22 protein-coding genes are annotated in these 22,930 nt (G+C 72.3%); 10 read left to right on the top strand and 12 right to left on the bottom strand.

From position 1 onward, the window contains the following. Window positions 1-25: 25 nt before the first annotated feature. Complete coding sequence (locus ACFVYF_RS00500; protein ID WP_389448559.1) at window positions 26-634, top strand: DUF1349 domain-containing protein; 609 nt, start codon at window positions 26-28, stop codon at window positions 632-634. A 121-nt stretch (window positions 635-755) separates the two neighbouring features. Here ACFVYF_RS00500 and ACFVYF_RS00495 read toward each other — a convergent pair whose 3' ends face one another. Next, window positions 756-2,165, bottom strand: a complete 1,410-nt coding sequence (locus ACFVYF_RS00495; protein ID WP_389448556.1) for an MFS transporter — start codon at window positions 2,163-2,165, stop codon at window positions 756-758. A 272-nt stretch (window positions 2,166-2,437) separates the two neighbouring features. Here ACFVYF_RS00495 and ACFVYF_RS00490 point away from each other — a divergent pair, with 272 nt between their 5' ends. The 4 genes from ACFVYF_RS00490 (at window position 2,438) to ACFVYF_RS00475 (ending at window position 5,925) form a co-directional block, all read left to right on the top strand. Continuing rightward, complete coding sequence (locus ACFVYF_RS00490; protein ID WP_389448553.1) at window positions 2,438-3,433, top strand: GlxA family transcriptional regulator; 996 nt, start codon at window positions 2,438-2,440, stop codon at window positions 3,431-3,433. Continuing rightward, complete coding sequence (locus ACFVYF_RS00485) at window positions 3,430-3,936, top strand: GNAT family N-acetyltransferase (protein ID WP_389448550.1); 507 nt, start codon at window positions 3,430-3,432, stop codon at window positions 3,934-3,936. The genes ACFVYF_RS00490 and ACFVYF_RS00485 overlap by 4 nt, the downstream gene beginning before the upstream one ends. A 96-nt stretch (window positions 3,937-4,032) precedes the next feature. Further along, complete coding sequence (locus ACFVYF_RS00480) at window positions 4,033-4,752, top strand: DsbA family oxidoreductase (protein WP_389448547.1); 720 nt, start codon at window positions 4,033-4,035, stop codon at window positions 4,750-4,752. A 123-nt stretch (window positions 4,753-4,875) separates the two neighbouring features. Beyond that, the gene (locus ACFVYF_RS00475) at window positions 4,876-5,925 is read left to right on the top strand and encodes an aminotransferase class V-fold PLP-dependent enzyme (RefSeq protein ID WP_389448544.1); all 1,050 of its coding nucleotides are present in this window, start codon (window positions 4,876-4,878) and stop codon (window positions 5,923-5,925) included. 211 nt (window positions 5,926-6,136) lie between these two features. Here the strand turns inward: ACFVYF_RS00475 and thpD are convergent, their stop codons facing one another. The 5 genes from thpD to ACFVYF_RS00450 form a co-directional block, all read right to left on the bottom strand. Continuing rightward, window positions 6,137-7,024 (bottom strand): ectoine hydroxylase, encoded by an 888-nt coding sequence (gene thpD, locus ACFVYF_RS00470; RefSeq protein WP_389448541.1) that lies wholly within the window; start codon window positions 7,022-7,024, stop codon window positions 6,137-6,139. Between the two features lie 4 nt (window positions 7,025-7,028). Beyond that, a complete protein-coding gene (locus ACFVYF_RS00465) occupies window positions 7,029-7,433 on the bottom strand; it encodes an ectoine synthase (RefSeq protein WP_383280807.1) in 405 nt (134 codons plus the stop codon). Between the two features lie 51 nt (window positions 7,434-7,484). Further along, entirely contained in the window at window positions 7,485-8,759 is a 1,275-nt protein-coding gene (ectB, locus tag ACFVYF_RS00460; protein ID WP_389448538.1) for a diaminobutyrate--2-oxoglutarate transaminase, read from the bottom strand. Window positions 8,760-8,859: 100 nt separating this feature from the next. Next, complete coding sequence (gene ectA, locus ACFVYF_RS00455; protein ID WP_389448535.1) at window positions 8,860-9,405, bottom strand: diaminobutyrate acetyltransferase; 546 nt, start codon at window positions 9,403-9,405, stop codon at window positions 8,860-8,862. 470 nt (window positions 9,406-9,875) lie between these two features. Continuing rightward, a complete protein-coding gene (locus ACFVYF_RS00450) occupies window positions 9,876-10,985 on the bottom strand; it encodes a pyridoxal-phosphate-dependent aminotransferase family protein (RefSeq protein WP_389450550.1) in 1,110 nt (369 codons plus the stop codon). A 345-nt stretch (window positions 10,986-11,330) separates the two neighbouring features. Between ACFVYF_RS00450 and ACFVYF_RS00445 the strand changes: the two genes are divergently transcribed. The 5 genes from ACFVYF_RS00445 to ACFVYF_RS00425 all read left to right on the top strand — a co-directional run bounded on the left by ACFVYF_RS00445 (window position 11,331) and on the right by ACFVYF_RS00425 (window position 16,334). After that, entirely contained in the window at window positions 11,331-12,179 is an 849-nt protein-coding gene (locus tag ACFVYF_RS00445) for a transporter substrate-binding domain-containing protein (protein WP_389448533.1), read from the top strand. Beyond that, window positions 12,176-13,009: an amino acid ABC transporter permease gene (locus ACFVYF_RS00440; protein WP_389448530.1), complete on the top strand. Its 834-nt coding sequence runs from the start codon at window positions 12,176-12,178 to the stop codon at window positions 13,007-13,009. The genes ACFVYF_RS00445 and ACFVYF_RS00440 overlap by 4 nt, the downstream gene beginning before the upstream one ends. Further along, entirely contained in the window at window positions 13,006-13,818 is an 813-nt protein-coding gene (locus ACFVYF_RS00435) for an amino acid ABC transporter ATP-binding protein (RefSeq protein WP_389448527.1), read from the top strand. The genes ACFVYF_RS00440 and ACFVYF_RS00435 overlap by 4 nt, the downstream gene beginning before the upstream one ends. Before the next feature lie 159 nt (window positions 13,819-13,977). Continuing rightward, the gene (locus ACFVYF_RS00430; RefSeq protein WP_389448524.1) at window positions 13,978-15,069 is read left to right on the top strand and encodes an amidohydrolase family protein; all 1,092 of its coding nucleotides are present in this window, start codon (window positions 13,978-13,980) and stop codon (window positions 15,067-15,069) included. Between the two features lie 359 nt (window positions 15,070-15,428). Further along, window positions 15,429-16,334, top strand: a complete 906-nt coding sequence (locus tag ACFVYF_RS00425) for an SCO1860 family LAETG-anchored protein (protein ID WP_389448521.1) — start codon at window positions 15,429-15,431, stop codon at window positions 16,332-16,334. Window positions 16,335-16,439: 105 nt separating this feature from the next. Here ACFVYF_RS00425 and cobC read toward each other — a convergent pair whose 3' ends face one another. The 6 genes from cobC to cobM are packed head-to-tail and all read right to left on the bottom strand — an operon-like array spanning window position 16,440 to window position 22,847. Next, complete coding sequence (cobC, locus tag ACFVYF_RS00420; protein ID WP_389448518.1) at window positions 16,440-17,531, bottom strand: Rv2231c family pyridoxal phosphate-dependent protein CobC; 1,092 nt, start codon at window positions 17,529-17,531, stop codon at window positions 16,440-16,442. Beyond that, the gene (locus ACFVYF_RS00415; RefSeq protein WP_389448515.1) at window positions 17,521-18,453 is read right to left on the bottom strand and encodes a sirohydrochlorin chelatase; all 933 of its coding nucleotides are present in this window, start codon (window positions 18,451-18,453) and stop codon (window positions 17,521-17,523) included. Before ACFVYF_RS00415 ends, cobC begins: the two co-directional genes overlap by 11 nt. Next, the gene (locus tag ACFVYF_RS00410; RefSeq protein ID WP_389448512.1) at window positions 18,450-19,088 is read right to left on the bottom strand and encodes a precorrin-8X methylmutase; all 639 of its coding nucleotides are present in this window, start codon (window positions 19,086-19,088) and stop codon (window positions 18,450-18,452) included. The genes ACFVYF_RS00415 and ACFVYF_RS00410 overlap by 4 nt, the downstream gene beginning before the upstream one ends. Beyond that, the gene (cobJ, locus tag ACFVYF_RS00405; protein WP_389448509.1) at window positions 19,085-20,776 is read right to left on the bottom strand and encodes a precorrin-3B C(17)-methyltransferase; all 1,692 of its coding nucleotides are present in this window, start codon (window positions 20,774-20,776) and stop codon (window positions 19,085-19,087) included. The genes ACFVYF_RS00410 and cobJ overlap by 4 nt, the downstream gene beginning before the upstream one ends. Then, entirely contained in the window at window positions 20,773-22,032 is a 1,260-nt protein-coding gene (gene cbiE / locus ACFVYF_RS00400) for a precorrin-6y C5,15-methyltransferase (decarboxylating) subunit CbiE (protein ID WP_389448505.1), read from the bottom strand. Before cbiE ends, cobJ begins: the two co-directional genes overlap by 4 nt. Beyond that, window positions 22,029-22,847 carry a precorrin-4 C(11)-methyltransferase gene (gene cobM, locus ACFVYF_RS00395; protein WP_389448502.1) on the bottom strand — a complete coding sequence of 273 codons (819 nt, stop codon included), beginning with the start codon at window positions 22,845-22,847 and terminating at the stop codon, window positions 22,029-22,031. Before cobM ends, cbiE begins: the two co-directional genes overlap by 4 nt. Window positions 22,848-22,930 lie beyond the last annotated feature (83 nt).

The following is a 22,930-nucleotide window of genomic DNA, read 5'->3' as shown; positions in this document are numbered from 1 at the left end:
CACCGGGGCCTGGGACACTCGGCGGATGGACGTCGAACTCCCCGAACTCCCTTTTCCGCTCCGCACGTACGGGCCTGACGGCCACTGGGTGTACGAGGACGGGGTGCTCTCCGGCTGGGCGGGTGCGCGGCAGGACCGCTTCGTCGCGCCCACCGGCGAGGCCCTGGACCCCGCGTCCGACGCGCCCCGGCTGCTGGGCGCCCCCGAAGGGGACTTCCAGCTCATCGCCCGGGTCACGGTGGGCTTTGCGGCCTCCTTCGATGCGGGAGTGCTGTATGTCCACGTGGGGGAGCGGGCGTGGGCGAAGCTGTGTCTGGAGTACTCCCCGGACGTGCCCACCGTCTGCACGGTGGTCACCCGGGGGCACTCCGACGACGCCAACTCCTTTGCCGTGGACGGCAGTTCCGTGTGGCTTCGGGTCAGTCGCACCGGGCGTGCCTTCGCCTTCCACGCCTCCCGCGACGGGGTCCACTGGACCTTCGTCCGGCTTTTCACCCTCGCCGGTGAGAAGGAGACCTCCGCCGCGCTCGTCGGGTTTCTCGCGCAGTCGCCGGTCGGTGAGGGGTGCGTGGTCACGTACGACCACGTCGAGTACCGGGATTCCTGGCCGGACGGGCTGCGCGACGGGTCGTGAACCCGGGGGCGGGCGGGTGCGGGTGGGTGTCCCTACGGGGTTTTCGCCCCCGCCGCCCCTACCCGTCCCGTACCTGGGGGCTCCGCCCCCAGACCCCCGTATCGCGCTGACGCGCTCGTCCTCAATCGCCGGACGGGCTTGATCCAGCTGCCCGCAGACCGACCGTCGCCGCGGCCGTCGCGGCGAGGAGGGCCGCGCTCAGGGCGAGACCCACACGCATCCCCGATGCGAAGCCCCCGGAGACGAGGGTGCCGAAGGCGGCGATGGAGAGGCCGCCCGCCACCTGGCGGGCGGAGTTCAGGACCCCCGCCGCCAGCCCGGCCCGATCGGCGGGCACCGCGTCCATCATCGCCGCGGTGAGCGGCGGAATGGTCAGCGCGCACCCGAGCGCCAGCGGGACGAGAAGGACGGCCACCAGTCCGGACGGCGTCGCGCTGTCGACGTACAGGAGGACGAGCAGCCCGACGGAGGCCAGCGACTGGCCGACCAGCATCGGCAGCCGGGGACCGAAGCGCCCCGCCAGCTTCCCCGCGAGGATGTTGGTGACCGCGATCAGCCCGGTCATCGGCAGGAACATCAGCCCGGCGTACAGCGCCGAACGCCCCTGCACCTGCTGGAAGAAGAGCGAGAAGAGGAACACCACTCCGTAGAAGGCGACGCTGCACGCGGCCCCCGCGGCGACCACCACGCTCACCTCCCGGCTGCGGAACAGCCCGAGCGGTACGACGGGATGCGTCTGCCGTGCCTCCACGCGGAGGAAGACGACGGCCGCCCCCACCGCCACGGCCAGTGCCACGAACCCCGTCGCGCCGCCCTCGATCACCGCGAACGTCAGCGCCGTCAGCGCGACGACCGCGGTGAGCTGGCCCGGCAGATCGAGCGGTGCGGGCCGGCGCGGGGACCGGGGTGCCCGCAGCAGCAGCGCGAGTGCCACCGCGCCCAGCGGCACGTTGATGAAGAAGATGCCCCGCCAGTCCCACACCGTGGTCAGCGCACCGCCCGCCACGGGTCCGAGCGCCACCGCGATCGAGCCGCCAGCCGCCCACAGCGCCACCGCGCGGGCCCGCCCGGCGGCGTCCGCGTACGCCTGCCGGACCAGCGCGAGCGAGGCGGGCAGCACCACGGCCGCGGCCGCGCCCTGCACCACGCGGGACGCGATCAGCACCGGCAGGTCCGGGGCGAGGCCGCAGGCCACGGAGGCCAGCGTGAACACCGCGATCCCGATGCCGTACGCCCGGCTCGCCCCGGCCCGGTCCGAGAAGGCACCGGTGGAGAGCATCAGCGCCGCGAAGGCCAGGGTGTAGGCGTCGACCACCCACTGGAGCCCCGACATCCCGCCGCCGAGCACCGAACCGATCGAGGGGAGGGCCACGTTCACGACGGACGCGTCGAGGGTGATCAGCGCGAAGCCCAGCAGGGCGGCCACGAGAGTGAGGGCGGGCGAGACGGGCGAGACGGGCGAGGCGGGCGAGGCGGGCGAGACGGGCGAGACGGGATGCGCGGGGCGCTCGGCGTGCACGGGGCGTCCCAACTCCGCGTCCTCGCGAGGGAGTCCCGCCTGCTTCCCGGACCGCGACTCCGCGCCCCCGCCAGGGAGTCCCGCCTGTTTCCCGGACCGCGACTCCGCGCCCCCGCCAGGGAGTCCCGCCTGTTTCCCGGACCGCGACTCCGCGCCCCCGCACGGGATTCGGCCGTCCGCGGCAGGTGTCCCGGGCGTCGTGTTCATTGACATGCCCTCCATGCTGCGGATGACCGGCGGCGTACAGTAGTGGCCCGAACGCCATACATCCGGAGGTTCTGGCCATGACCCGCCCGCAGGGTGTCCGCCGCGTCGCCGTCGTGGCCGCGTCCCCCGTCTCGATGTTCAACCTCGCCATCCCCGAGCTGCTGTTCACGAAGGTCGAGGTGGACGGCGGTCCGGGCTACGAGGTGGTGATCTGCGCCCCGGAGCCGGGCCCGGTGCCCACCACCGGCGGCCTCGACCTCCATGTGCGGCACGGACTCGACGCCGTACGGGAGGCCGACACGGTCCTCGTCGCGGGCACCGGGCAGCGTTACGTGCCCGATCCGCGCACGGTGGCCGCCGTCCGCGAGGCCGCCGGCGCCGGCAAGCGGGTCGCGTCCATCTGCAGCGGCGCCTTCGCGCTCGCCGAGGCCGGACTTCTCGACGGCCGCCCGGTCACGACGTATTGGGAACTGGCCGAGGAACTGGGCAAGCGGTACCCGGCGCTCGACCTCAAGGCCGACGTCCTGTACGTGCACGACGGCCAGATCATGACCTCGTCCGGGTACGCCGCCGGCATCGACCTGTGCCTGCACATCATCCGCACCGACTACGGCGCCGCCGTCGCCAACCGGGTGGCCAGGCTCGCCCTCGTCGCCCCCGTACGGCCCGGCGGCCAGACCCAGTTCACCCAGACCCCGCTGCCGCCCGAGCGGGGCACCTTCTGCGCCGACACCCGCGGCTGGGCCATGGGCAATCTCGACAAGCCGCTCACCCTCACCGACCTCGCCCGGCACGCGGGAGTCAGCGTGCGCACCCTCACCCGCCGCTTCCACGCCGAGAGCGGGGTGAGCCCCCTCCAGTGGCTCCTGCACCAGCGCATCGAACGCGCGAAGGAACTCCTGGAGACGACCACCCTGCCCATGGACCGGATCGCCGGCGCCTGCGGGCTCGGCACGGCCGACTCCCTCCGCGGTCACCTGGTCCGCCGCACCGGACTCACCCCGAGCGCGTACCGCGCCCAGTTCACCCGCATCGGAACCACGGGATCGCCCGAGACGTCCTCCGCTGCATGATCGAGGACCGTGTGAGCCATGTGAACCGGGTGCTCAGGACCGCTCTGCCTGCCGAGGCCCCGGCCGTCGCCGCCCTGCACGCCCGTGCCCGGGCGACGTACTACCCCGACGGAGTGCCGGAGGACGGCACGGACTGGCTCGGGGCCTGGCGCACCGCCGTCGAGCGGCCGGACGGACATGTGCTGTGTGCCGTCGAGCACGGCCGGATCACCGGCATCGCCTCCTTCCGCACGGCCGACGGCGCCCCCGCCGACACCGTCAAGCTCTTCCAGTTCCACGTCGACCCCGACCACTGGCGCTCCGGCATCGGCACCGCGCTGCACGCGGCCTGCGTCGAGGAGTGGCGGGCCGACGGGAAGCGGACCGCCACGCTCGACGTGCACATCGACAACCGGCGCGCCCAGGCCTTCTACGCCCGCCAGGGCTGGGTGCCCGACCCGGAGAACCCGTACGCCGAGGGGGACCACCATCTGTACCTGCGTTACGCGGTGACCAGGGAATGAGCCTGCCCGCTTGAACGTTCACACAGTGGGCGGAGGAGGGCTCCGTACCGGCGGAGCGTGCCTCCGTGCCCCTGCGACCTGGAGAGAGCCGAAGACATGCGCGTCGAGATCTGGAGCGACATCGCCTGCCCGTGGTGCTACGTGGGCAAGGCCCGCTTCGAGAAGGCGCTCGACGCCTTCCCGCATCGCGACGAGGTCGAGGTGGTGCACCGCTCGTTCGAGCTCGACCCGGGCCGCGCCAAGGGGGACACCGGACTCGTGCTGCCGATGCTCGCCAAGAAGTACGGGATGAGCGAGGCGCAGGCGCGGGCCGCCGAGGACCGGCTCGGCGAGAGCGCCGCCGCCGAGGGCCTGGAGTACCGCACCGAGGGCCGTGACCACGGCAGCACCTTCGACATGCACCGGCTGCTGCACCTCGCCAAGGAGCACGGCCGCCAGGACGAACTGGTCGGCCTGCTCTACCGGGCGAACTTCGCGGAGGAGCGGTCCGTCTTCGACGACGACGAGCGGCTCGTGGAGCTGGCCGTGGCCGCCGGACTCGACGCGGACGCGGCCCGCAAGGTCCTCGCCGACCCGGCCGCGTACGCCGACGACGTGCGGACCGACGAGCGCGAGGCCGCCGAGCTGGGCGCCACCGGCGTGCCCTTCTTCGTCCTCGACCGGAAGTACGGCGTCTCGGGCGCCCAGCCCGCCGAGGTGTTCACCCAGGCCCTGACCCAGGCGTGGGGCGAGCGCTCCCCGCTGCAGCTGATCCAGGAGCCCGGCGGGGACGCGGAGGCGTGCGGTCCGGACGGCTGCGCCGTACCGCAGAACTGAGGCAGCGACCCGGTGCGGCCGGCGGGGAAAAGCCAGGTCGGAGGGCACGTATAAGCGCTCCTTGGCTGATCCACGCAGAAATTGGCAATGGACGGGGAGATCCCGGGGCCGCAGAGTGGTGCCATGGAGACCTTCGAGACCCTCGTACGAGCCGAGTTCGCCCCGAAGAACACCTATCTGAACACCGCGAGTACCGGGCTGCTCCCGGTCCGCGCCGTGGACGCCATGCGGGCCGGCGTCGAATCCGTGGCGGCCGGGCAGCCGCAGGACATGTTCGCGGACGTGGAAGCGTCCCGGGCCGCCTTCGCCCGGCTGGTCGGGGTGTCCGGGCGCCGGGTCGCGGCCGGGGCCTCGGTCGCCGTCTACACCGGCCTGATCGCGGGCTCGCTGCCGGCCGGCGCCGAGGTCCTCACCGCCGAGGCCGACTTCACCTCCGTCGTGAACCCCTTCCACGTGCGCGGGGACCTCAAGGTGCGCACGGTGCCGCTGGAGCGGATCGCCGACGCGGTGCGGCCCGGCACGGCGCTGGTCGCGGTCAGCGCCGCGCAGTCGGCGGACGGCCGGATCGCCGATCTGCCGGCGATCCGCGAGGCCGCGCGGACGCACGGGGCCCGTACGTACATCGACGTGTCCCAGGCCGCCGGCTGGCTGCCGGTGGACGCGGACGCGTACGACTTCGTCTCCTCCGTCGCCTTCAAGTGGCTCGTCTGCCCGCGGGGGGTGGCCTTCCTGGTCGTCCCGGAGGACCTCGGGGGACTCACCCCGCTCTTCGCGGGCTGGGTCGCGGGGGAGCGTCCCTGGGACAGCTGCTACGGCCCGGTCGAGGAACTCGCCCACTCCGCACGGCGGTTCGACGAGAGCCCGAGCCTCTTCTCGTACGCCGGCGCCCGGCACTCCCTCGAACTGATCGCGGAACTGGGCGTGGACACCGTACGGGCCCATGACCTCGCGCTGGCGGACCGCTTCCGCGCGGGGCTTCAGGAGCTCGGCCACGCGCCGGTCCCGGCACCCGGGTCGGCCATCGTCTCCGTGCCCGGACTGGGCGGCCGGCAGCCGGACCTGAGCCGTGCGGGGGTCGAAGTCTCCGACCGCGCAGGCAACTTGAGGGCGGCCTTCCATCTGTACAACACGCCCGCCGACGTCGACCGGCTGCTGGACGTCCTGTCCGGTTGACCTGCGTCCCCGCACCCTGACACGGCGTGGGGGGGGGGCCCCCCGGGGGGGGCGGGGCCCCCCCCGGGGCGCGGGGCCGCCACACCCCCCCCGCCGCCGTCCCCCGGCTGCTGCCGGTCGGGCCGGTTTCCCCTGCCCCCCCCCCCCCGCCCCGGGGGGGGGCGGGCCCCCCTTGGGTCCCCCCCCCCCACGCCGTGTCACGCGGTCACGACTACCGCACGGGTGTGAAGTCCCGTGCCCCGATGTACTCCGGCCGCCGCACCGGCGCCGCGAACGGCTCCACCGCCGTGTTCTCCACGCTGTTGAACACGATGAAGACGTTGCTGCGCGGGAACGGGGTGATGTTGTCCCCGGAGCCGTGCATGCAGTTGCAGTCGAACCAGGTCGCCGAACCGGCCTTGCCCGTGAAGAGCTTGATGCCGTGCCGGCTCGCGAAGTCGGTGAGCGCCTCGTCGGACGGCGTGCCCGCGTCCTGCATCTGCAGCGACTTCTTGTAGTTGTCCTTCGGCGTGGCCCCCGCGCACCCGAGGTACGTGTGGTGCGACCCCGGCATGATCATGAGGCCGCCGTTGGTGTCGTGGTTCTCGGTCAGCGCGATCGAGACGGACACCGTGCGCATGTTCGGCAGGCCGTCCTCGGCGTGCCAGGTCTCGAAGTCCGAGTGCCAGTAGAAGCCGCTGGCACCGAAGCCCGGCTTGACGTTGATCCGCGACTGGTGGACATAGACGTCCGAGCCGAGGATCTGCCGGGCCCGGCCGACCACCCGCTCGTCGCGCACCAGCCGGGCGAAGACCTCGCTGATCTTGTGGACCTCGAAGACCGAGCGGATCTCCTGGGACTGCGGCTCGATGATCGAGCGGTCGTCGGCCCGGATCGCCGGATCGGCGATGAGCCGCTCCAACTCCTCGTGATAGACGGCGACTTCGTCCGCCGTGATGAGCTCCTCGACGGGCAGGAAGCCGTCGCGCTCGTACGACTGGAGCTCGGGCACCGAGAGGGGGCCCCGCTCGCCCGGCGCGCTCCACACGACGGGGTCCTGGCGGGGCACGGACACCTCGGTGGCGCCGCGGCTCGGGTACAGATCGGTGATCGTGGTCATCTGCTCAGACCTCCTCGGGCTCGGTCAGCAGCGGGTATACGCCGTTCTCGTCGTGGTCCTCCCGTCCGGTGACGGGCGGATTGAAGACGCAGACGCACCGGAAGTCGGTCTTGGGGCGCATGGTGTGGCGCTCGTGACCGTTCAGCAGGTACATCGTGCCGGGCGTGATCCAGTGCTTCTCGCCGGTCTCGTCATTGGTCAGTTCGGCCTCGCCCTCCACGCAGAGGACGGCCTCGATGTGGTTCGCGTACCACATCGACGTCTCGGTACCCGCGTACAGAGTCGTCTCGTGCAGAGAGAAGCCGACCTGCTCCTTGGCGAGCACGATGCGCTTGCTCTCCCACGTGCCGGACTTCGCCTTCACATGACGGTCGGTTCCCTCGATGTCCTTGAACGATCGGACGATCACGGTGTCTCGCTGCCTTTCCTGCTCGGTGCTCGGTGGTTCGTGACGACGTCTCTAGACGACCGTCTCGCGGACGGCGCGGGCGAGGGTGCGCAGACCCTCGTCCAGCTCGTCGGGCGTGATCGTCAGTGCCGGAAGCAGCTTGACGACCTCGCTCTCGGGGCCTGAGGTCTCGATGAGCAGCCCGAGTTCGAAGGCGCGGTGCGCGACGCGTCCCGCGCGCTCCTTCTCCTTGAACTCCAGGCCCCAGACGAGACCGCGTCCCCGGTACTCCTTGATGTCGGCGAGGTTCTCCTCGGTGATGGAGATCAGCGCCTGCTCGATCTGCTCGCCGCGGGCACGGGTCTGCTTCTCCATCGCCGACCCGTCGGCCCAGTACGTCTGCAGGGCCGCGGCGGCGGTCACGAACGCGGGGTTGTTGCCGCGGAAGGTGCCGTTGTGCTCGCCCGGCTCCCAGATGTCCAGCTCGGGCTTGAACAGGCACAGGGACATGGGAAGTCCGTAGCCGCTGATGGACTTGGACACGGTCACGATGTCCGGGGTGACGCCCGCCTCCTCGAAGGAGAAGAACGCTCCCGTCCGCCCGCAGCCCATCTGGATGTCGTCGACGATCAGCAGCATGTCCTGGCGTTCGCACAGGTCGGCCAGGGCGCGCAGCCACTCGGGGCGCGCGACGTTGATGCCGCCCTCGCCCTGCACGGTCTCGACGATCACCGCGGCGGGCTTGTTGAGGCCGGAGCCCTGGTCCTCGAGCAGCCGCTCGAACCACAGGAAGTCCGGGATCTGGCCCTCGAAGTAGTTGTCGAAGGGCATCGGGGTGCCGTGCACGAGCGGGATGCCGGCGCCGGCCCGCTTGAACGCGTTGCCGGTGACGGCCAGCGAGCCCAGGGACATCCCGTGGAAGGCGTTGGTGAAGGACACGATCGCCTCGCGGCCCTTGACCTTGCGGGCCAGCTTCAGCGCGGACTCGACGGCGTTGGTGCCCGTCGGGCCCGGGAACATGACCTTGTACGGCAGATCGCGCGGCCGCAGGATCAGGTTCTGGAAGGACTCGAGGAAGGCGCGCTTGGCGGTCGTCGACATGTCGAGACCGTGGGTGACGCCGTCGCGTTCCAGATAGTCGATGAGGGCGCGTTTGAGCACGGGGTTGTTGTGCCCGTAGTTGAGAGACCCGGCGCCGGCGAAGAAGTCGAGGTACTCGTGGCCGTCCTCGTCGTACATGCGGCTGCCCTGCGCGCGGTCGAAGACGGTGGGCCAGCCGCGGCAGTAGCTGCGCACCTCCGACTCCAGGGTCTCGAAGACGCTCAGGTCGGGCTGGGCGATGGTCACTGCGGGTCTCCTCCTGGGAGATGAAAGTCGTGGGGGGTCCGGGAAGGGAAAGTCGTGGGGTGCCGGACGCGGTGGCCGGTCGGGCCGGACGCCGGGCCGGTCAGAAGGACAGCGGCCCGATGCGGTAGAGCACCTCGGGGTCGTGCGAGCCGTCGGGGAACTGTCCGGCGTCGAACAGCACCTCGCGCTCGACGCTCGCGCCGTGCCGTGCGGCGTACGAGGTGAACAGGCGATCGGAGGCGGCGTTGTCCGGGGTGATGGTCGTCTCGACCGCCCTCAGCCCGTGCTCGCTGTCCCGGGCGACCCGCGCGGTCAACCCGTCGAGCAGTGCCCCGGCGAGTCCTCGCCCGCGGTACGCGGCGTCGACGGCCACCTGCCACACGAGCAGGGTGTGCGGACGCTCGGGCCGGATGTACCCGGTCACGAAACCGACGGGCTTGCCCTCCGGGTCGCGCGCCACCACCGACGTACCGGCGAAGTCACGGCACCACAGGAGGTAGCTGTACGAGGAGTTGAGGTCGAGGGTTACGGAGTCCTTGGCGATGCGCCAGAGGGCGGCCCCGTCGGCCACCTCCGGGCGGTCGATCCGAAGTCCGTCCGGCATTTCCAGGAATTCCGCTTGCAGGTCTGTTGGTGCGGCGGTCATGCGGAGTGAATTTACCGATCGAAAGTTCAGATTGCATCGTCGGTCGGGGTTACGAATGAGCCATCCGTATGTTATCGCGCGGGCGCGATCGATCACTCCTATCCGGTGCGTTATGCCCGATCTTGCCCGGATAATAGGGGAGGAAAGGGACGCGTTGTGGAGTGTGTCACAGCCGTGTAATCGCCGCGTGATCTATCCGAATTACGTCGGTTGTCGTTCGCGCAATCTTTGCGTTTAGCCTCAAAAAAAGCGGGCAGAAGAACTACGGGAAGCTGCTCGGAAATAGTATCCGAATAAGCGGCCCATAAAAGCGACTGGTGGCCCCGGGAATTCCCGCTTCAGCTCGTCCGGCGTTTGAGGAAGAGCACGCGGCGCGACAGTGGAGGCCCGGGGCGGCCCCAGTACGGCCGACGGGGACGAGACCGGGCGCCGACGGGAACGGAACCCGGCTCACGCCCCCGCGGCCCGGCTCAGGCCCCCGTGCCCCAGACGTCCCCCACCGCCCGGCCCGCCGCCTCCAGGTCCACCGCGACGCCCAGCTCCCCCAGCGCGGAGCCCAGCGCCGTGAGACACACCCGTACGACACCACGCGTGGCGTCCGGCCCGTAGTGGTTCACCCGGATCATCTCCTTGGCGAGCGCGCCCCCGCCCGCCGCCAGCGGAAGCACCGGATCCGCCGCCAGCGCCCGCGCGACCAGCTCCGCGGCGTCGATCCCCGAGGGGGCGCGCAGCGTCGTCGCCACGGGCGCCGCGTCCGCCGCCTCGTACACGTACGGCTCAAGCCCGCCGCCCAGGGCGAGCGCGCCCGCCCGGGTGGCCGCCGCGGCGGAGGCGTGGCGGGCCATCACCGCGGCCGGCCCCTCCGCCTCGATGCGCTCGACGCACGCCTCCAGGGCCAGCATTTCCAGCTGTGCCGGTGCGTGCAGCAGCGCCTTGCGGCCGCCGTCGATCCACCGCTGCTTCCAGTCGAGGAGCGAGAGGTACGAGCGCCGGGGCGCCGCGGGGTTGTCCGCCATCCGCGCCCAGGCCCGCTCACTCACGGACACCGCCGACACGCCCGCGGGGCCGCCCATCGCCTTCTGTGCGCCGATCACGCACAGGTCCACACCCCAGGCGTCCGGCAGCACCGGCTCCGCGCCGATCGACGCCACCGCGTCCAGGTAGAACAGCGCGCCGTGCTCCCGCACCACGTCGCCGATCTCCGCGACCGGGTTGGTGTTCCCCGTCGCCGCCTCCGCGTGCACCAGCGAGACGAAGTCGATCGACGGGTGCGCGGCGAACGCCTCCCGCACCTGCGAGGCCGTCACCGCCGTGTGGAAGGGCACCGCGAGGTCGATCACCGTGGCACCGCAGTCGCGCAGCCAGTCCCCGAAGGTCTGCCCGTAGGGGCCGGTGATCACGTTGAGCGCGGTCGTGCCGGGGCCGGCCGCCCCGCGAATGGCCCCTTCCAGCGGAAGCAGTGCCTCGCCCTGCATGATCACGACATCCTGCTCGGTGGAGAGCAGCCGCGCCACACGGTCCTCGATCTCCGCGAAGTGCGCCGCGCTCAGCGGGGCCAGGTCCAGGAAGGGGTGGGTCACGGCGGTGCTCTCTTCGCTCACGGGTTCCAGTACGCGGACGCGCGGATACGCGGGATTCGAGCGTAACCGGCGCTCCCGCGGGCGATCCGGACGAGGCGCGAGGGCGATCCGGACGAGGCGCGGGGGCGATCCGGACGAGGTGCGCGGGGGATCCGGACGAGGCGCCCGCGGGATCCGGACGAGGTGCGGGGGCGGGCGCTGTCGCGAAAGCTCGTGACGTGAGCCCCGCCGGGGCGGCCGCCGCCGGTTTCCGAGGCCGGGCAGGATGCGGACCATCGGATTGATTTGAGTGAGTCAAACCTTTCCTTATAATCGGAACCCTCAGTTCCCCGACAGGAGGTCCTCGTGAACTCGGTCCAAGGACGCCGGACCCGCATTCTGGCCGCCACCACCGCGACGGCCGGGCTGCTGCTCGTGGCCGGCTGCTCCTCGGACGACGGAGGGGGCAAGACCACCACCGCGGGTGGAGTCACGCTGGTCAAGGGCGGTCAGCTCACGACCTGCACCCACCTTCCGTACCCGCCTTTCCAGTCGGAGATCGACGGCAAGGTGCAGGGTTTCGACGTCTCCCTCATCGACCTGGTCGCCAAGGATCTCGGCGTGAAGCAGGACTTCGTCGACACGCCGTTCGAGAACTTCAAGACCGGCGCGTTCCTCAACTCCGGCCAGTGCGACCTCGCCGCGGCCGGCATGACGATCACCGAGGAGCGCAAGAAGAACGTCGACTTCTCCGACCCGTACTTCAACGCCACGCAGGCCGTCCTGGTCGACAAGAAGAGCGGCGTCAACTCGCTCGCGGACGTCAAGTCCAAGGGCAAGAAGCTCGGGTCGCAGGCCCAGACCACCGGCGAGGACTACGCGAAGAAGCAGGGCTTCGACCCGGTCTCCTTCGAGTCCTCCGACGCGGTGCTCAACGGACTGCGCTCCGGTCAGGTCCAGGCCGTCATCATCGACTACCCGGTCGTCCAGGGCTGGCTGAAGGACAAGGCGAACGCGGCCGCCTTCAAGGTGGTGGACAACCTCAACACCGGTGAGCAGTACGGCTTCACGGTGAAGAAGGGCAACACCAAGCTCCTCGCCGCCATCAACAAGGCGATCAAGGACGCGAAGGCCGACGGCACGTACAAGAAGCTGTACGAGAAGTGGATCGGCCCCTACGACGCCGCCGCCTCCGCTTCCCCCTCCGCCTCATGAGTGGTGCCGACGCACCGGCCCAGCCCCGCAAGTCCGGCCTGACCCGGCGTCAGAAGCGCGCCCTGTCACGCGGGGCGCAGTACGCCCTCTTCGTCGCGGCGGTGATCGCCCTCGCGCTCACCGCCGACTGGGGGCAGCTGAAGAACCAGTTCGCGCAGTGGGACCTGGTCCAGCAGATGTTCCCGGACGTCATCACGCTGGCGCTGAAGAACACCGTCCTCTACACGATGTCCGGCTTCGTCTTCGGCCTCGTGCTGGGCATGGTCATCGCCCTGATGCGGCTGTCCTCGGTGGGCCCCTACCGCTGGGTCGCCGGCATCTACATCGAGATCTTCCGTGGCCTGCCCGCCCTGCTGATCTTCGTCTTCGTGGGCGTCGCCGTACCGCTGGCGTTCCCGGGCACGGAGATCCCCGGCGGCACCTACGGCAAGGTGGCGCTCGCGCTCGGACTGGTCTCGGCCGCGTACATGGCCGAGACGATCCGGGCGGGCATCCAGGCCGTGCCCAAGGGGCAGATGGAGGCGGCCCGTTCGCTGGGCTTCTCGCATGCGCGGGCCATGGTCTCGATCGTCATCCCGCAGGCGTTCCGCGTCGTGATCCCGCCGCTCACCAACGAACTCGTCCTGCTCTTCAAGGACTCCTCGCTGGTGCTGTTCCTCGGTGTCACGCTGGAGGAGCGCGAACTCACCAAGTTCGGCCGTGACCTGGCGAGCCAGACCGCCAACTCCACACCGATCCTGGTCGCGGGCCTGTGCTATCTGCTGGTCACCGTGCCGCTCGGATTCGTCGTACGCCGCCTTGAGGCGAAGGCCGGGGAGGCCACCAAGTGAGCACGCCGCAGACACCAGAGATCCAGGTGAAGGGCCTGCACAAGTCCTTCGGCGACAACGAGGTGCTGCGCGGCATCGACCTGGAGGTGGGGACCGGCGAGGTCGTGTGCGTCATCGGCCCGTCCGGCTCCGGCAAGTCGACCCTGCTCCGCTGTGTGAACCTCCTGGAGGAACCCAGCAAGGGCGAGGTCTTCGTCGGCGGTACGGAGGTCACGCACCCCGACGTCGACATCGACGCCGTACGCCGCCGGATCGGCATGGTCTTCCAGCAGTTCAACCTCTTCCCGCACCTGTCGGTGACCGACAACCTGACCCTGCCGCAGCGCCGGGTCCTCGGCCGTGACAAGGCGGCAGCCGCCCGGGTGGCCGCCGAGAACCTGGAGCGCGTGGGCCTCTCCGAGAAGGCGGACGCCTACCCCGGCTCCCTCTCCGGCGGCCAGCAGCAGCGGGTGGCGATCGCCCGGGCGCTGGCCATGGGTCCGCAGGTGATGCTCTTCGACGAGCCGACCTCGGCGCTCGACCCGGAGCTCGTCGGCGACGTCCTCGCGGTCATGCGGATGCTCGCCGACGAGGGCATGACCATGATGGTCGTCACCCACGAGATGTCCTTCGCGCGCGAGGTCGCCGACCGGGTCGTCTTCATGGACGGCGGCGTGATCGTCGAGGAGGGCGCCCCGGCGCAGGTCATCGGCAACCCGAGCCACGAGCGGACGCGCCACTTCCTGTCCCGGCTCCTCGACCCCGCGATGGCGGACGTGGAGGAGGGGACGGCCACGACGCCGGACACGCCTCTCGACAAGGGGCTCTGACGCCCCGACAGGGCCCCCTACGAGGGGGCTGCGGGTCTCGGGTGCGGGCCCTGTCCCGGCGGGCGCGGGTGGTCGAAAAGGGGCCCTGGCCCGGCGGTGCGGGGCCCTCGGAAAGGGGCTCTGGCGCCCGCCCCCGGTGCACGAATTAAGGTGCCGTGCATGAGCGATCGCACGGTGCTGCACGTGAAGGGGCGGGTGCTCGTCGGGCCCGACGACGTCCGGGACGAACTCTGGGTCGTCGGCGGAAGGATCTCGTACGAGCGCCCCGCCGGCGCCCGTGACGTGCGCACCGTCGAGGGCTGGGCGCTGCCCGGTCTCGTCGACGCGCACTGCCATGTCGGGCTCGGCGCGCACGGGCCGGTGCCGGAGGACGTCGCGGAGAAGCAGGCGCTGACCGACCGCGAGGCCGGCACCCTGCTGATCCGGGACGCGGGCTCGCCCTCCGACACCCGCTGGACCGACGACCGCGAGGACCTCCCGAAGATCATCCGGGCGGGCCGCCACATCGCCCGCACCCGCCGCTACATCCGCAACTTCGCCCACGAGATCGAACCCGGCGACCTCGTGGCGTACGTCGCCCAGGAGGCCCGGCGCGGCGACGGCTGGGTCAAGCTGGTGGGCGACTGGATCGACCGCGGCACGGGCGATCTCGGCGCCTGCTGGCCCCGGGACGCCGTCGAGGCGGCCATCACCGAGGCCCATCGCCTGGGCGCCCGTGTCACCGCGCACTGCTTCGCCGAGGACTCCCTGCGGGACCTGGTCGAGGCGGGCATCGACTGCATCGAGCACGCGACCGGTCTCACCGAGGACACCATCCCGCTCTTCGCCTCGCGCGGCGTCGCCATCGTCCCGACGCTCGTGAACATCGCCCTGTTCCCCCAGCTCGCGGCGGACGGCGAGGCCAAGTTCCCGGCCTGGTCCGCCCACATGCGGCGACTGCACGAGCGGCGCTACGACACCGTGCGCGCCGCCTACGACGCGGGGATCCCCGTGTTCGTCGGCACCGACGCGGGCGGCACCCTCCCGCACGGCCTCGTCGCGGCCGAGGTCGCCGAGCTCGTCACCGCGGGCATCCCGCCCCTCGACGCGCTGTCCGCCACCGCGTGGGGCGCCCGCAGCTGGCTGGGGCGGCCGGGACTGGACGAGGGAGCGCCCGGCGACCTCGTGGTGTACGACGAGGACCCGCGCGCGGACGTGCGGGTGCTGGCCGCGCCGCGCCGGGTGGTGCTGAACGGCCGGGTCACCGGCTGACTCCCGGGCGCGACTCCCGGCGGCGACTCTCGGGGCGGCTCTCAGGTACGACTCGCGGGCATGCCCCCAGACATGACTCCCGGGCGCTGTGCCGGGGCGCGGCTCCCGGTTGACGCAGCGTGACGCTTCCTGAACTCGGCTCGTTGTGCACTCCTTTTCGTGCTCCGGGGCGTCAACCGGCGTGTTCGCACAAGGGGAGTCGAGTGGGTGACCGGAGGGAACAACCGTGCCCCGGGATTCGAAAGAACGCACGGAAACCCCACGTTGGAGTGAAGTCACGCCAGGTTGCTGACTGTTCACTCTCAGTGCGTAATTCTTGCCGGGTCCCAAGTCTGTTCTCTACTGGGGGTCCCACCACCTTGAACGGAAACAAGTTCCGCATGCCCGCACGCCGTCTCGCCGCCACCGCGGCGGCCTCCGTCCTGGCCGCAGGTCCCGCGGTCCTGGCCGGCGCGGGCTCCGCTCACGCGACCGCCGACCACGGCCGCGCGAGTGCCGTCGTGCTGCGCACCGGGCTCGACGTGTCCCTCCTGAACAAGACCGTGAACGTCCCGCTCGCGGTCTCCCTCAACGAAGTCCAGGCGCCGCGGAGCGCCCAGAAGACCGCGCTCACCGCCGAGTTGGACGGTGTCGACGGCGGACGCCCGTTCAGCGTGCTGCGCGCGGACGTCGCCACGGCCCGGGCGACGGTCTCCGCGACGAAGGCCGAGGGATACACGAACCTCGCGCACGCCAAACTGCACGTACCGGGTCTGCCGCTGCTCTCCCTCATCGAGGTCGAACAGGTCACGTCCAGGGCGACCTGCGTCGCGGGCAAGAAGCCGGTGGCCTCCTCGAACCTGCTCGGCTCGGTGACCGTCCTCGGCAAGAAGGTGACGCTGTCCGCCGGCGGTCCCACGCAGGTGAGCGTCCCGGGTGTCGGCGAGGTCAGCCTCGACCTCTCCACGACGCGGACCACGTCCCGCACGGCCGCCGCCTCCGCGCTGGAACTCAAGGTCTCCATCAACCCGTTGAAGCTGAACGTCGCCGAGGTCGAGGGCACGCTGACCCTCGCGCGCGCCACCTGCGAGTCGCCGGCCGAGCCGGTGAAGTCCGCGCCGAGCACGGACCCCGTGTCCGACGTGAAGCCTCAGGGGGCGCCGGCGGAGGCGGGCCTCGCCGAGACCGGCGGGAGCTCGATGACGCCGTACATCGCGGGTGGCGCGATGGTGCTGCTCGCGGTGGGCGGGGGAGGGGTGTTGCTGGCCCGGCGCGGCCGGGGCTGACGACGCGAGGCGCCCGCCCTCGAACGCCGGACGGAAGTTCAGCCCTTCCGGCGTTCGAGGAGCGGGGCGGCGGGGGCGAAACCCCCTTGGGAAACACCCCGCACCTCAACTCCCGGCCAGCGTCACCGCCCGGTCCAGTGCCTGTAGAAAGCCGTTCACCGTCGCCCGGTCCCGCACCGCGAGCCGCAGCCAGTCCTCTCCCAGTCCCGGGAAGGTGTCCCCGCGGCGCACGGCGAAGCCGAGGTCCCGCAGGTGCCGGCGGACGGCGGCTGCCCGCGGCAGCCGTACGAGCACGAACGAACCCTCGGCGGGCTCGGCGACCCGCAGCCCGTCGGGCCCGAACTCCCTGAGCCCGGCGACCAGATGGGCCCGGTCCGCGGCGATGCGGTGGGCCGCGTGAGCGGCCTCCGCGAGGGCCTGGGAGGACACGCAGGCCTCCGCGGCGGCGAGCGCGGGCGTGGACACCGGCCACAGCGGCTGGGCACGCTCCAGCTCCGCGACCGTCTCGGGAGCGGCCAGGACGTACCCGATCCGCAGCCCGGCCAGCCCCCACGTCTTCGTGAGGCTGCGCAGCACCACGAGCCCGGGGACGTCCACCCGTCCGGCGAGCGCCTCGCGCTCGCCGGGCACCGCGTCCATGAACGCCTCGTCGACCACCAACGTCCGCCCGGGACGGGCGAGTCCGGCGATCAGGGCGGCCGGGTGGAGGACGGACGTCGGATTGGTCGGGTTGCCGATCACGACCAGATCGGCGGCCTCGGGGACCACCGCCGGATCGAGCCGGAACCCCTCTTCCTCACGCAGCAGCACCCGCTCCACCGTGTGTCCGGCGTCCCGCAGGGCGGCCTCCGGCTCCGTGAACTGCGGGTGCACGACGACGGGGTGACGGACCTTCAGGGCCCGGGCGAGGAGGACGAAGGCCTCGGCCGCCCCGGCGGTGAGCAGTACCCGCTCCACCGGCAGCCCGTGCCGCGCCGCCACCGCGGCCCGCGCGGCACGTCCGTCCGGGTAGGCGGCCAGCCCGGTCAGCGACTCGGCGATCCGCTCGCGCAGCCACACCGGGGGCGTACCGGAGCGGACGTTCACGGCGAGATCGGTGAGCGTGGCGCCCTCGTCACGCATCTCGGCGTCACCGTGGTGCCGCAGATCGTGCCCCGGACCTGCCGGCCCGGTCCCGGACGCGTCCTCAGTGGGCATGGGAGTGCGAGTGCGTGTGGCCACCGTGGTGGTGCCCGTGGTGATCGCCGTCGTCGTCCGGGTGGAAGTGCGGCTGCTGCGGGAGCCCGACCTTGTCCTCGAAGCCCGGCAGCGCGATCCGGTAGACGCAGGAGTCGCAGTTCATCCGCAGATCGCCCGCGACCGCCTCCCGGTAGCGCTCCATCACCAGGTCGAGCAGCTCCGGCTCGGGACCGATGACATCGGCGGACCGCACCTCGACCTCCGGGTGCGCGGTCGCCCAGCCCTCGGTCTGCTGCCGTACCCGCTCCGGGAGGATCCCGGTGAACAGGAAGTACGGCAGGACGACGACCCGGCGCGCGCCCAGCTTCACGCAGCGGTCGAGCCCGGACGGCACGTCGGGTGCGGCCAGCGAGACGAAGGCCGTCTCCACGCCCGCGTAGCCCCGGCCCTCCCACAGCAGCCGCGCCGCCTTGTGCACCTCCGCGTTGGCGTCCGGGTCGGTCGAGCCGCGCCCGACGAGCAGCACGGTGACGTCGGCGCGGTCCTCGGGCGTCCGGGCCGTACCGCCGAGGGCCTCGTCCAGGCGCCGCTCCAGTACGGCCAGCAGCGACGGGTGCGGGCCCAGCGGACGTCCGTAGGTGTACGAGATCCCGGGGTGCCGCTCCTTCTCGCGGGTCAGCGCCGCCGGGATGTCCCCCTTGGCGTGCCCGGCGGACACCAGCATCAGCGGTACGGCGGCGAAACGCCGTACCCCCCGCGCCACGAGCTCGCCCACCGCCTCGGTCAGCGGCGGCGGCGACAGCTCGATGAACCCGCCCGCGACGGGCAGTTCGGGATGGCGGCGCCCGAGCTCCCCGACGAAGGCGCGGAAGGCCTCGGCTCCGGCCGCGTCCCGGGTGCCGTGTCCGGCGATGAGCAGGGCGGGGGCAGGGGTGGTCACGATGTCTCCTTGACGGACGGTGCGGCCTCGGCGGCCGGTACGACGGGGTGGTACAGCAGGGCGTTGAGCGCGGCCGAGGCGACGGCCGAACCGCCCTTCTCGGACACGTTGCTGACCGCGGGCAGCCCGCTCTCGCGCAGCGCGGCCTTGGACTCGGTCGCGCCAACGAAGCCGACGGGCAGACCGATGACGAGCGCCGGATCGGCGTTCAGGGTGAGCAGTTCCTCCAGTGCGGTCGGCGCGTTGCCGATCACCCACAGCGCGCCGGGCCCCACGTCCTCGTAAGCGAGCCGGATCGCGTGTGCCGAACGGGTCAGCCCAGGACCGGACTTGGCGTCCCTGAGCCGGCAGACAGTGTCGCGGCGGGTGATGCCGGCCGCGACCATCTCCACGTCCACGACGACGGCCGCACCGGCGTGCAGCGCGGCGTGGGCCTTCTCCAGCACGTCCTCGTCCATGACGAGATCGTCGGCGTACCCGAGGTCGGCCGCCGAGTGGATCACGCGCTCCACGACCGCGCGCGTCAGCGGCGGGAAGTGCGAGGTGTCCAGCCGGGCCCGCAGCCGCCGGAAGGACTCCTGCTCGATGGGGTGCACGACCCGGGGCTCCGGGAACACCCGGCTCGTCGGGCTCACTTGGGCTCCTCCTGCCAGCGGTAGCCGCGCGGTGTCACCATGCGCCCGGCGATCTCCCGGGTCGCCGTGTTGCCCACGGTCACGACGGTCATCATGTCCACCACGGCCGGGTCGAGACCGGCGAGCGTGGTGAGAAGGCGGCTCTCGTCCGGGCGCGAGGCGTTCCGTACGACGCCCACCGGCGTTGTCGGCTCCCGGTGCTCCGCGAGGATCGCGAGCGCCTTCGGCAGCTGCCAGTCGCGGCCCCGGCTGCGGGGGTTGTAGAAGGTCACGACGATGTCGGCCTCCGCGGCGGCCCGTACCCGCCGCTCGATGACCTCCCACGGCGTGTGCAGGTCGGAGAGGCTGATCGACACATGGTCGTGGCCCAGCGGCGCGCCCAGGATCGCGCCGGCCGCGAGCGCGGCCGTCACACCGGGCACTCCGACCACGTCGATGTCGTCGGACGCCTCGGCCAGTGCCGGCGACGCCATCGCGTACACCCCCGCGTCACCGCTGCCGATCAGCGCGACGGCCTGCCCGCGCCGGGCCTCGGCCACCGCCGTCCGCGCCCGCTCCTCCTCGGCGCCGAGCCCCGACTCCAGGATCCGGGTGCCGGGCCGCAGCAGATCGCGGATCTGGTCGACGTACTGGTCGAGTCCGACGAGCACGGAGGCCCGCCGCAGCTCCTCCTTGGCGCGCGGGGTGAGCAGATCGCGTGCCCCCGGTCCGAGCCCGACCACGGCCAGCCGGCCGCGCGCCGCGCGCCGTACGACCGCGCAGGTCGCCCGCGCCGGCTGCCCGTCCGCTCGCTCCGACTTCCGCTTGGGGACGAGGAGTTCACCCCCGCGGACGAGCGCCGCGGCCTCCGCCACGGACGGCGTGCCGACCGCCGCGAGCGGCGCGTCCGAGGGGTTCGGCACCTCGACCGCCGCCAGCTCCGCCGCGCTGTACGTCACCACGGGCACCCCGAGCCGCTCGGCCGCGCCGATGATCCCCGGCTCGTCCGCCTTGGCGTCCACGGTGGCCAGTTCCGCGACGGACTGCGCGGAGAGGCCGGCCTCCCGGAGTACGCCCTCGACCAGGCCGAGCACCTCGTCCACCGGAGCGCCCTTGGACGCGCCGACGCCGACGACGAGGGAGGGCGGCCGGAGGACGACCTCGTGCTCGGTGTGCTCGACGGCGCGGTCGGTGAGCCGGATCGCGTACGTGCCTCCCGGCGCGACCGGGAGCGGAGGGAGGGGCCAGGGCACGTCGGTGTGCAGGCTCACGGGCTCACCGTCGAGCAGGGCCCGGGTGACCCCGGCGACATTGCCCTCCACCGGGAATCCGAGCGTGTCCAGACCCGGTACCCCCACCGCGTCGGTCGCCGTCGTCACCACCGGCTCGGCCCCGAGCAACTCGCCCACCTCACGGGCGAGTTCGTTGGCGCCGCCGCCATGGCCGCCCAGGAGGGACACGGCGAACCGCCCCGCCTCGTCGACGCACACGACCCCCGGGTCGGCCGCCTTGCCGCAGAGCAGCGGCGCGACCAGCCGCACCACGGCTCCGGTGGCGAGGAAGCACACCAGCTGGTCGCACTCGGCGAAGGCCCGCCGTACGGCGTCCGCGACGGGTCCGTCGTACACCCGCGTCCGGTCGGGCCAGGACGCGGCCAGCCGGTCACGGGCAGCCGCCCCGGCCGCCGTGGCGGAAATCAGGCCGATCACTGGGGGACTCCTTCGGTACGGGCCGGAGGCCTGGCGCCCCACAGCAGAAAGACGGGATTGGTCGCCGCGAGCCGGGTGACATCGCCGGGCAGCGGCGCGAGCCGCGAGGACTGCAACAGCACCCCGTCGCAGTCGAACCCCGCGGCGGTGAGCGCCTCCCGGACCGCCGGCACCCGGTCGAGCGCGGCCATCGCGACCACCACGGCCCGCCGGGCCCGCCGCGCGCAGGCCGCGACGATGGCGGGCAGCTCGCGGCCCCCGCCGCCGATGAAGACGGCGTCCGGATCGTCCAGGTCGGACAGCACGGTGGGCGCCGCGCCGTGCACCACCCGGACGTCCACGCCGTGCGCGCCGGCGTTGGCGCGGATGCGGTCCACCCCGTCCCGCGTCTTCTCTATCGCGGTGACCGAGGCACCGAACCGCGCGCACTCGACGGCGACGGAGCCGGAGCCCGCGCCCACGTCCCAGACGAGGTCGCCCAGCCGCGGACCCAGCCGGGCCAGCGCGAGTGCCCGTACCTCGAACTTGGTGATCATCGAGTCGCGGTGCGCGAACTCGCTCTCGCCCAGGGCCCATCGGGTGGGGCCGAGCGGCGGTCCGGCCACGGTGCGCAGGGGCGCGAGAGCCCGCGTCTCGTCCAGACACAGCACGACACTCACCGCCGTACCCCACTCGCGGGACGCGGCCTCGGCCGGTGTCACGCGCTCCACACGCTCGCGCCCGGGGTCGCCGAGCGCGCTCGCCACGACGAGGACGCGTTCGCCGGAGCGGTAGGCGAGCGCGGCGCCCAGCTCGGCGGGTCCGGCGCCGGGGCCGGTGAGCACGGCCACCTTCGGATGCGACCGGCAGACGTTGACGGCGGTGCGCACATCACGCCCGTGGGCGCTCACCACCACCGCGTCGTCCCAGGGCAGCCCGAGCCGCGCGAAGGCGGTGGCGACGGACGAGACCCCGGGGTCGACCCGCAGCCGCTCCGGGCCGAACCGCTCGGCCAGCGCCCGGACGATCCCGAAGAACCCGGGGTCACCGGAGGCGAGCACGACGACGGGCTGTTCGTCGGCGTGTTTCTCCAGGTGCCGTTCGACCGCGTCCAGGGCGGGTGCGAGCGCCCCCAGCACGATCCGCGCGGCGGTGTCCGGCAGCCCCGCGGCCGTCAGATGGCGTCCGGCACCGACCACGAGGGCCGCCCCGGCCAGCGCCGCCTCGGCGTCCGCGGAGAGGGCCGCGCCCGTCCCCGTACCGATGACGGTGATCACGGCTTCGCACCTCGCGCGCGCAGGGCCTTGCGGGCCTCGGGGTCGGCCTTGCGGAAGCCGTGGAAGTGCCCGGGGTGGTAGAGGTGCGAGCGGGTGCCGCTCGCGCCGAGTGCCGGGCCGACCAGGAAGAGCGTGTGCTTCCAGAGCTTGTGCTCCTTGACGGTCTCCTCCAGCGTCTCGATCGTGCACGTCACGATCAGCTCCTCCGGCCAGGTCGCCTGGTACGCGACGACGACCGGCGTCGAGGTCGGATAGCCGCCCTCCAGGAGCTCCCGTACGAGCTGTCCGCTGCGGGCGGCCGACAGGAAGAGCGCCATGGTCGTCCCGTGCCGGGCGAACTCCCGCACCTCCTCGCCGGGCGGCATCGGCGTCTTGCCGCCGCCGAGCCGGGTGAGGATCACGGACTGCGCGACCTCGGGGATCGTCAGCTCGCGCTGGGCGAGGGCGGCGACGGCGGAGAACGAGGAGACCCCGGGGACGATCTCCGTCTCGACGCCGATGTCGGCACAGCGGTCGACCTGCTCCTGCGTACCGCCCCACAGGGCCGGGTCGCCGGAGTGGATGCGGGCCACCTTCAGCCCGTCCTCGGCGGCGCGCTCGTACACGGCGACGACGTCCTCCAGGGACATCGTGGCGGAGTCCAGCACCTCCGCACCCTCGCGCGCGTGGTCGAGGACCTCCGCCTGCACCAGGCTGGCCGCCCAGATCACGATGTCCGCGTCCGCGATGGCGCGCGCGGCGCGGAACGTCAACAGATCGGCGGCGCCGGGGCCGGCACCGACGAAGGTCACCTTGCCGGCGTGGGCATCGGCCATGGAAATCGGTCCTCTCCTACGAAAACTCTGGTTCTGCGAGGTTCTGGTGTGACGAAGCTCTGGTGCCGTGAAGCTCTGGTGCC

Source organism: Streptomyces sp. NPDC058274 (assembly GCF_042881375.1).
Taxonomy (GTDB): domain Bacteria; phylum Actinomycetota; class Actinomycetes; order Streptomycetales; family Streptomycetaceae; genus Streptomyces.
Note: the sequence above shows the minus strand (reverse complement) of the source record. Positions and strands in the feature narration are given on the sequence as shown.

Bases quoted from the DNA above. Each gene is read 5' to 3' on its own strand.
- ACFVYF_RS00430 (WP_389448524.1), top strand. From the start codon at position 13,978: ATGAGCGATCGCACGGTGCTGCACGTGAAGGGGCGGGTGCTCGTCGGG.
- ACFVYF_RS00475 (WP_389448544.1), top strand. From the start codon at position 4,876: ATGGAGACCTTCGAGACCCTCGTACGAGCCGAGTTCGCCCCGAAGAAC.
- cobC (WP_389448518.1), bottom strand. From the start codon at position 17,531: ATGCCCACTGAGGACGCGTCCGGGACCGGGCCGGCAGGTCCGGGGCAC.
- ACFVYF_RS00440 (WP_389448530.1), top strand. From the start codon at position 12,176: ATGAGTGGTGCCGACGCACCGGCCCAGCCCCGCAAGTCCGGCCTGACC.
- ACFVYF_RS00485 (WP_389448550.1), top strand. From the start codon at position 3,430: ATGATCGAGGACCGTGTGAGCCATGTGAACCGGGTGCTCAGGACCGCT.
- cobM (WP_389448502.1), bottom strand. From the start codon at position 22,847: ATGGCCGATGCCCACGCCGGCAAGGTGACCTTCGTCGGTGCCGGCCCC.
- ACFVYF_RS00490 (WP_389448553.1), top strand. From the start codon at position 2,438: ATGACCCGCCCGCAGGGTGTCCGCCGCGTCGCCGTCGTGGCCGCGTCC.
- ACFVYF_RS00500 (WP_389448559.1), top strand. From the start codon at position 26: ATGGACGTCGAACTCCCCGAACTCCCTTTTCCGCTCCGCACGTACGGG.
- thpD (WP_389448541.1), bottom strand. From the start codon at position 7,024: ATGACCACGATCACCGATCTGTACCCGAGCCGCGGCGCCACCGAGGTG.
- ectA (WP_389448535.1), bottom strand. From the start codon at position 9,405: ATGACCGCCGCACCAACAGACCTGCAAGCGGAATTCCTGGAAATGCCG.
- ACFVYF_RS00480 (WP_389448547.1), top strand. From the start codon at position 4,033: ATGCGCGTCGAGATCTGGAGCGACATCGCCTGCCCGTGGTGCTACGTG.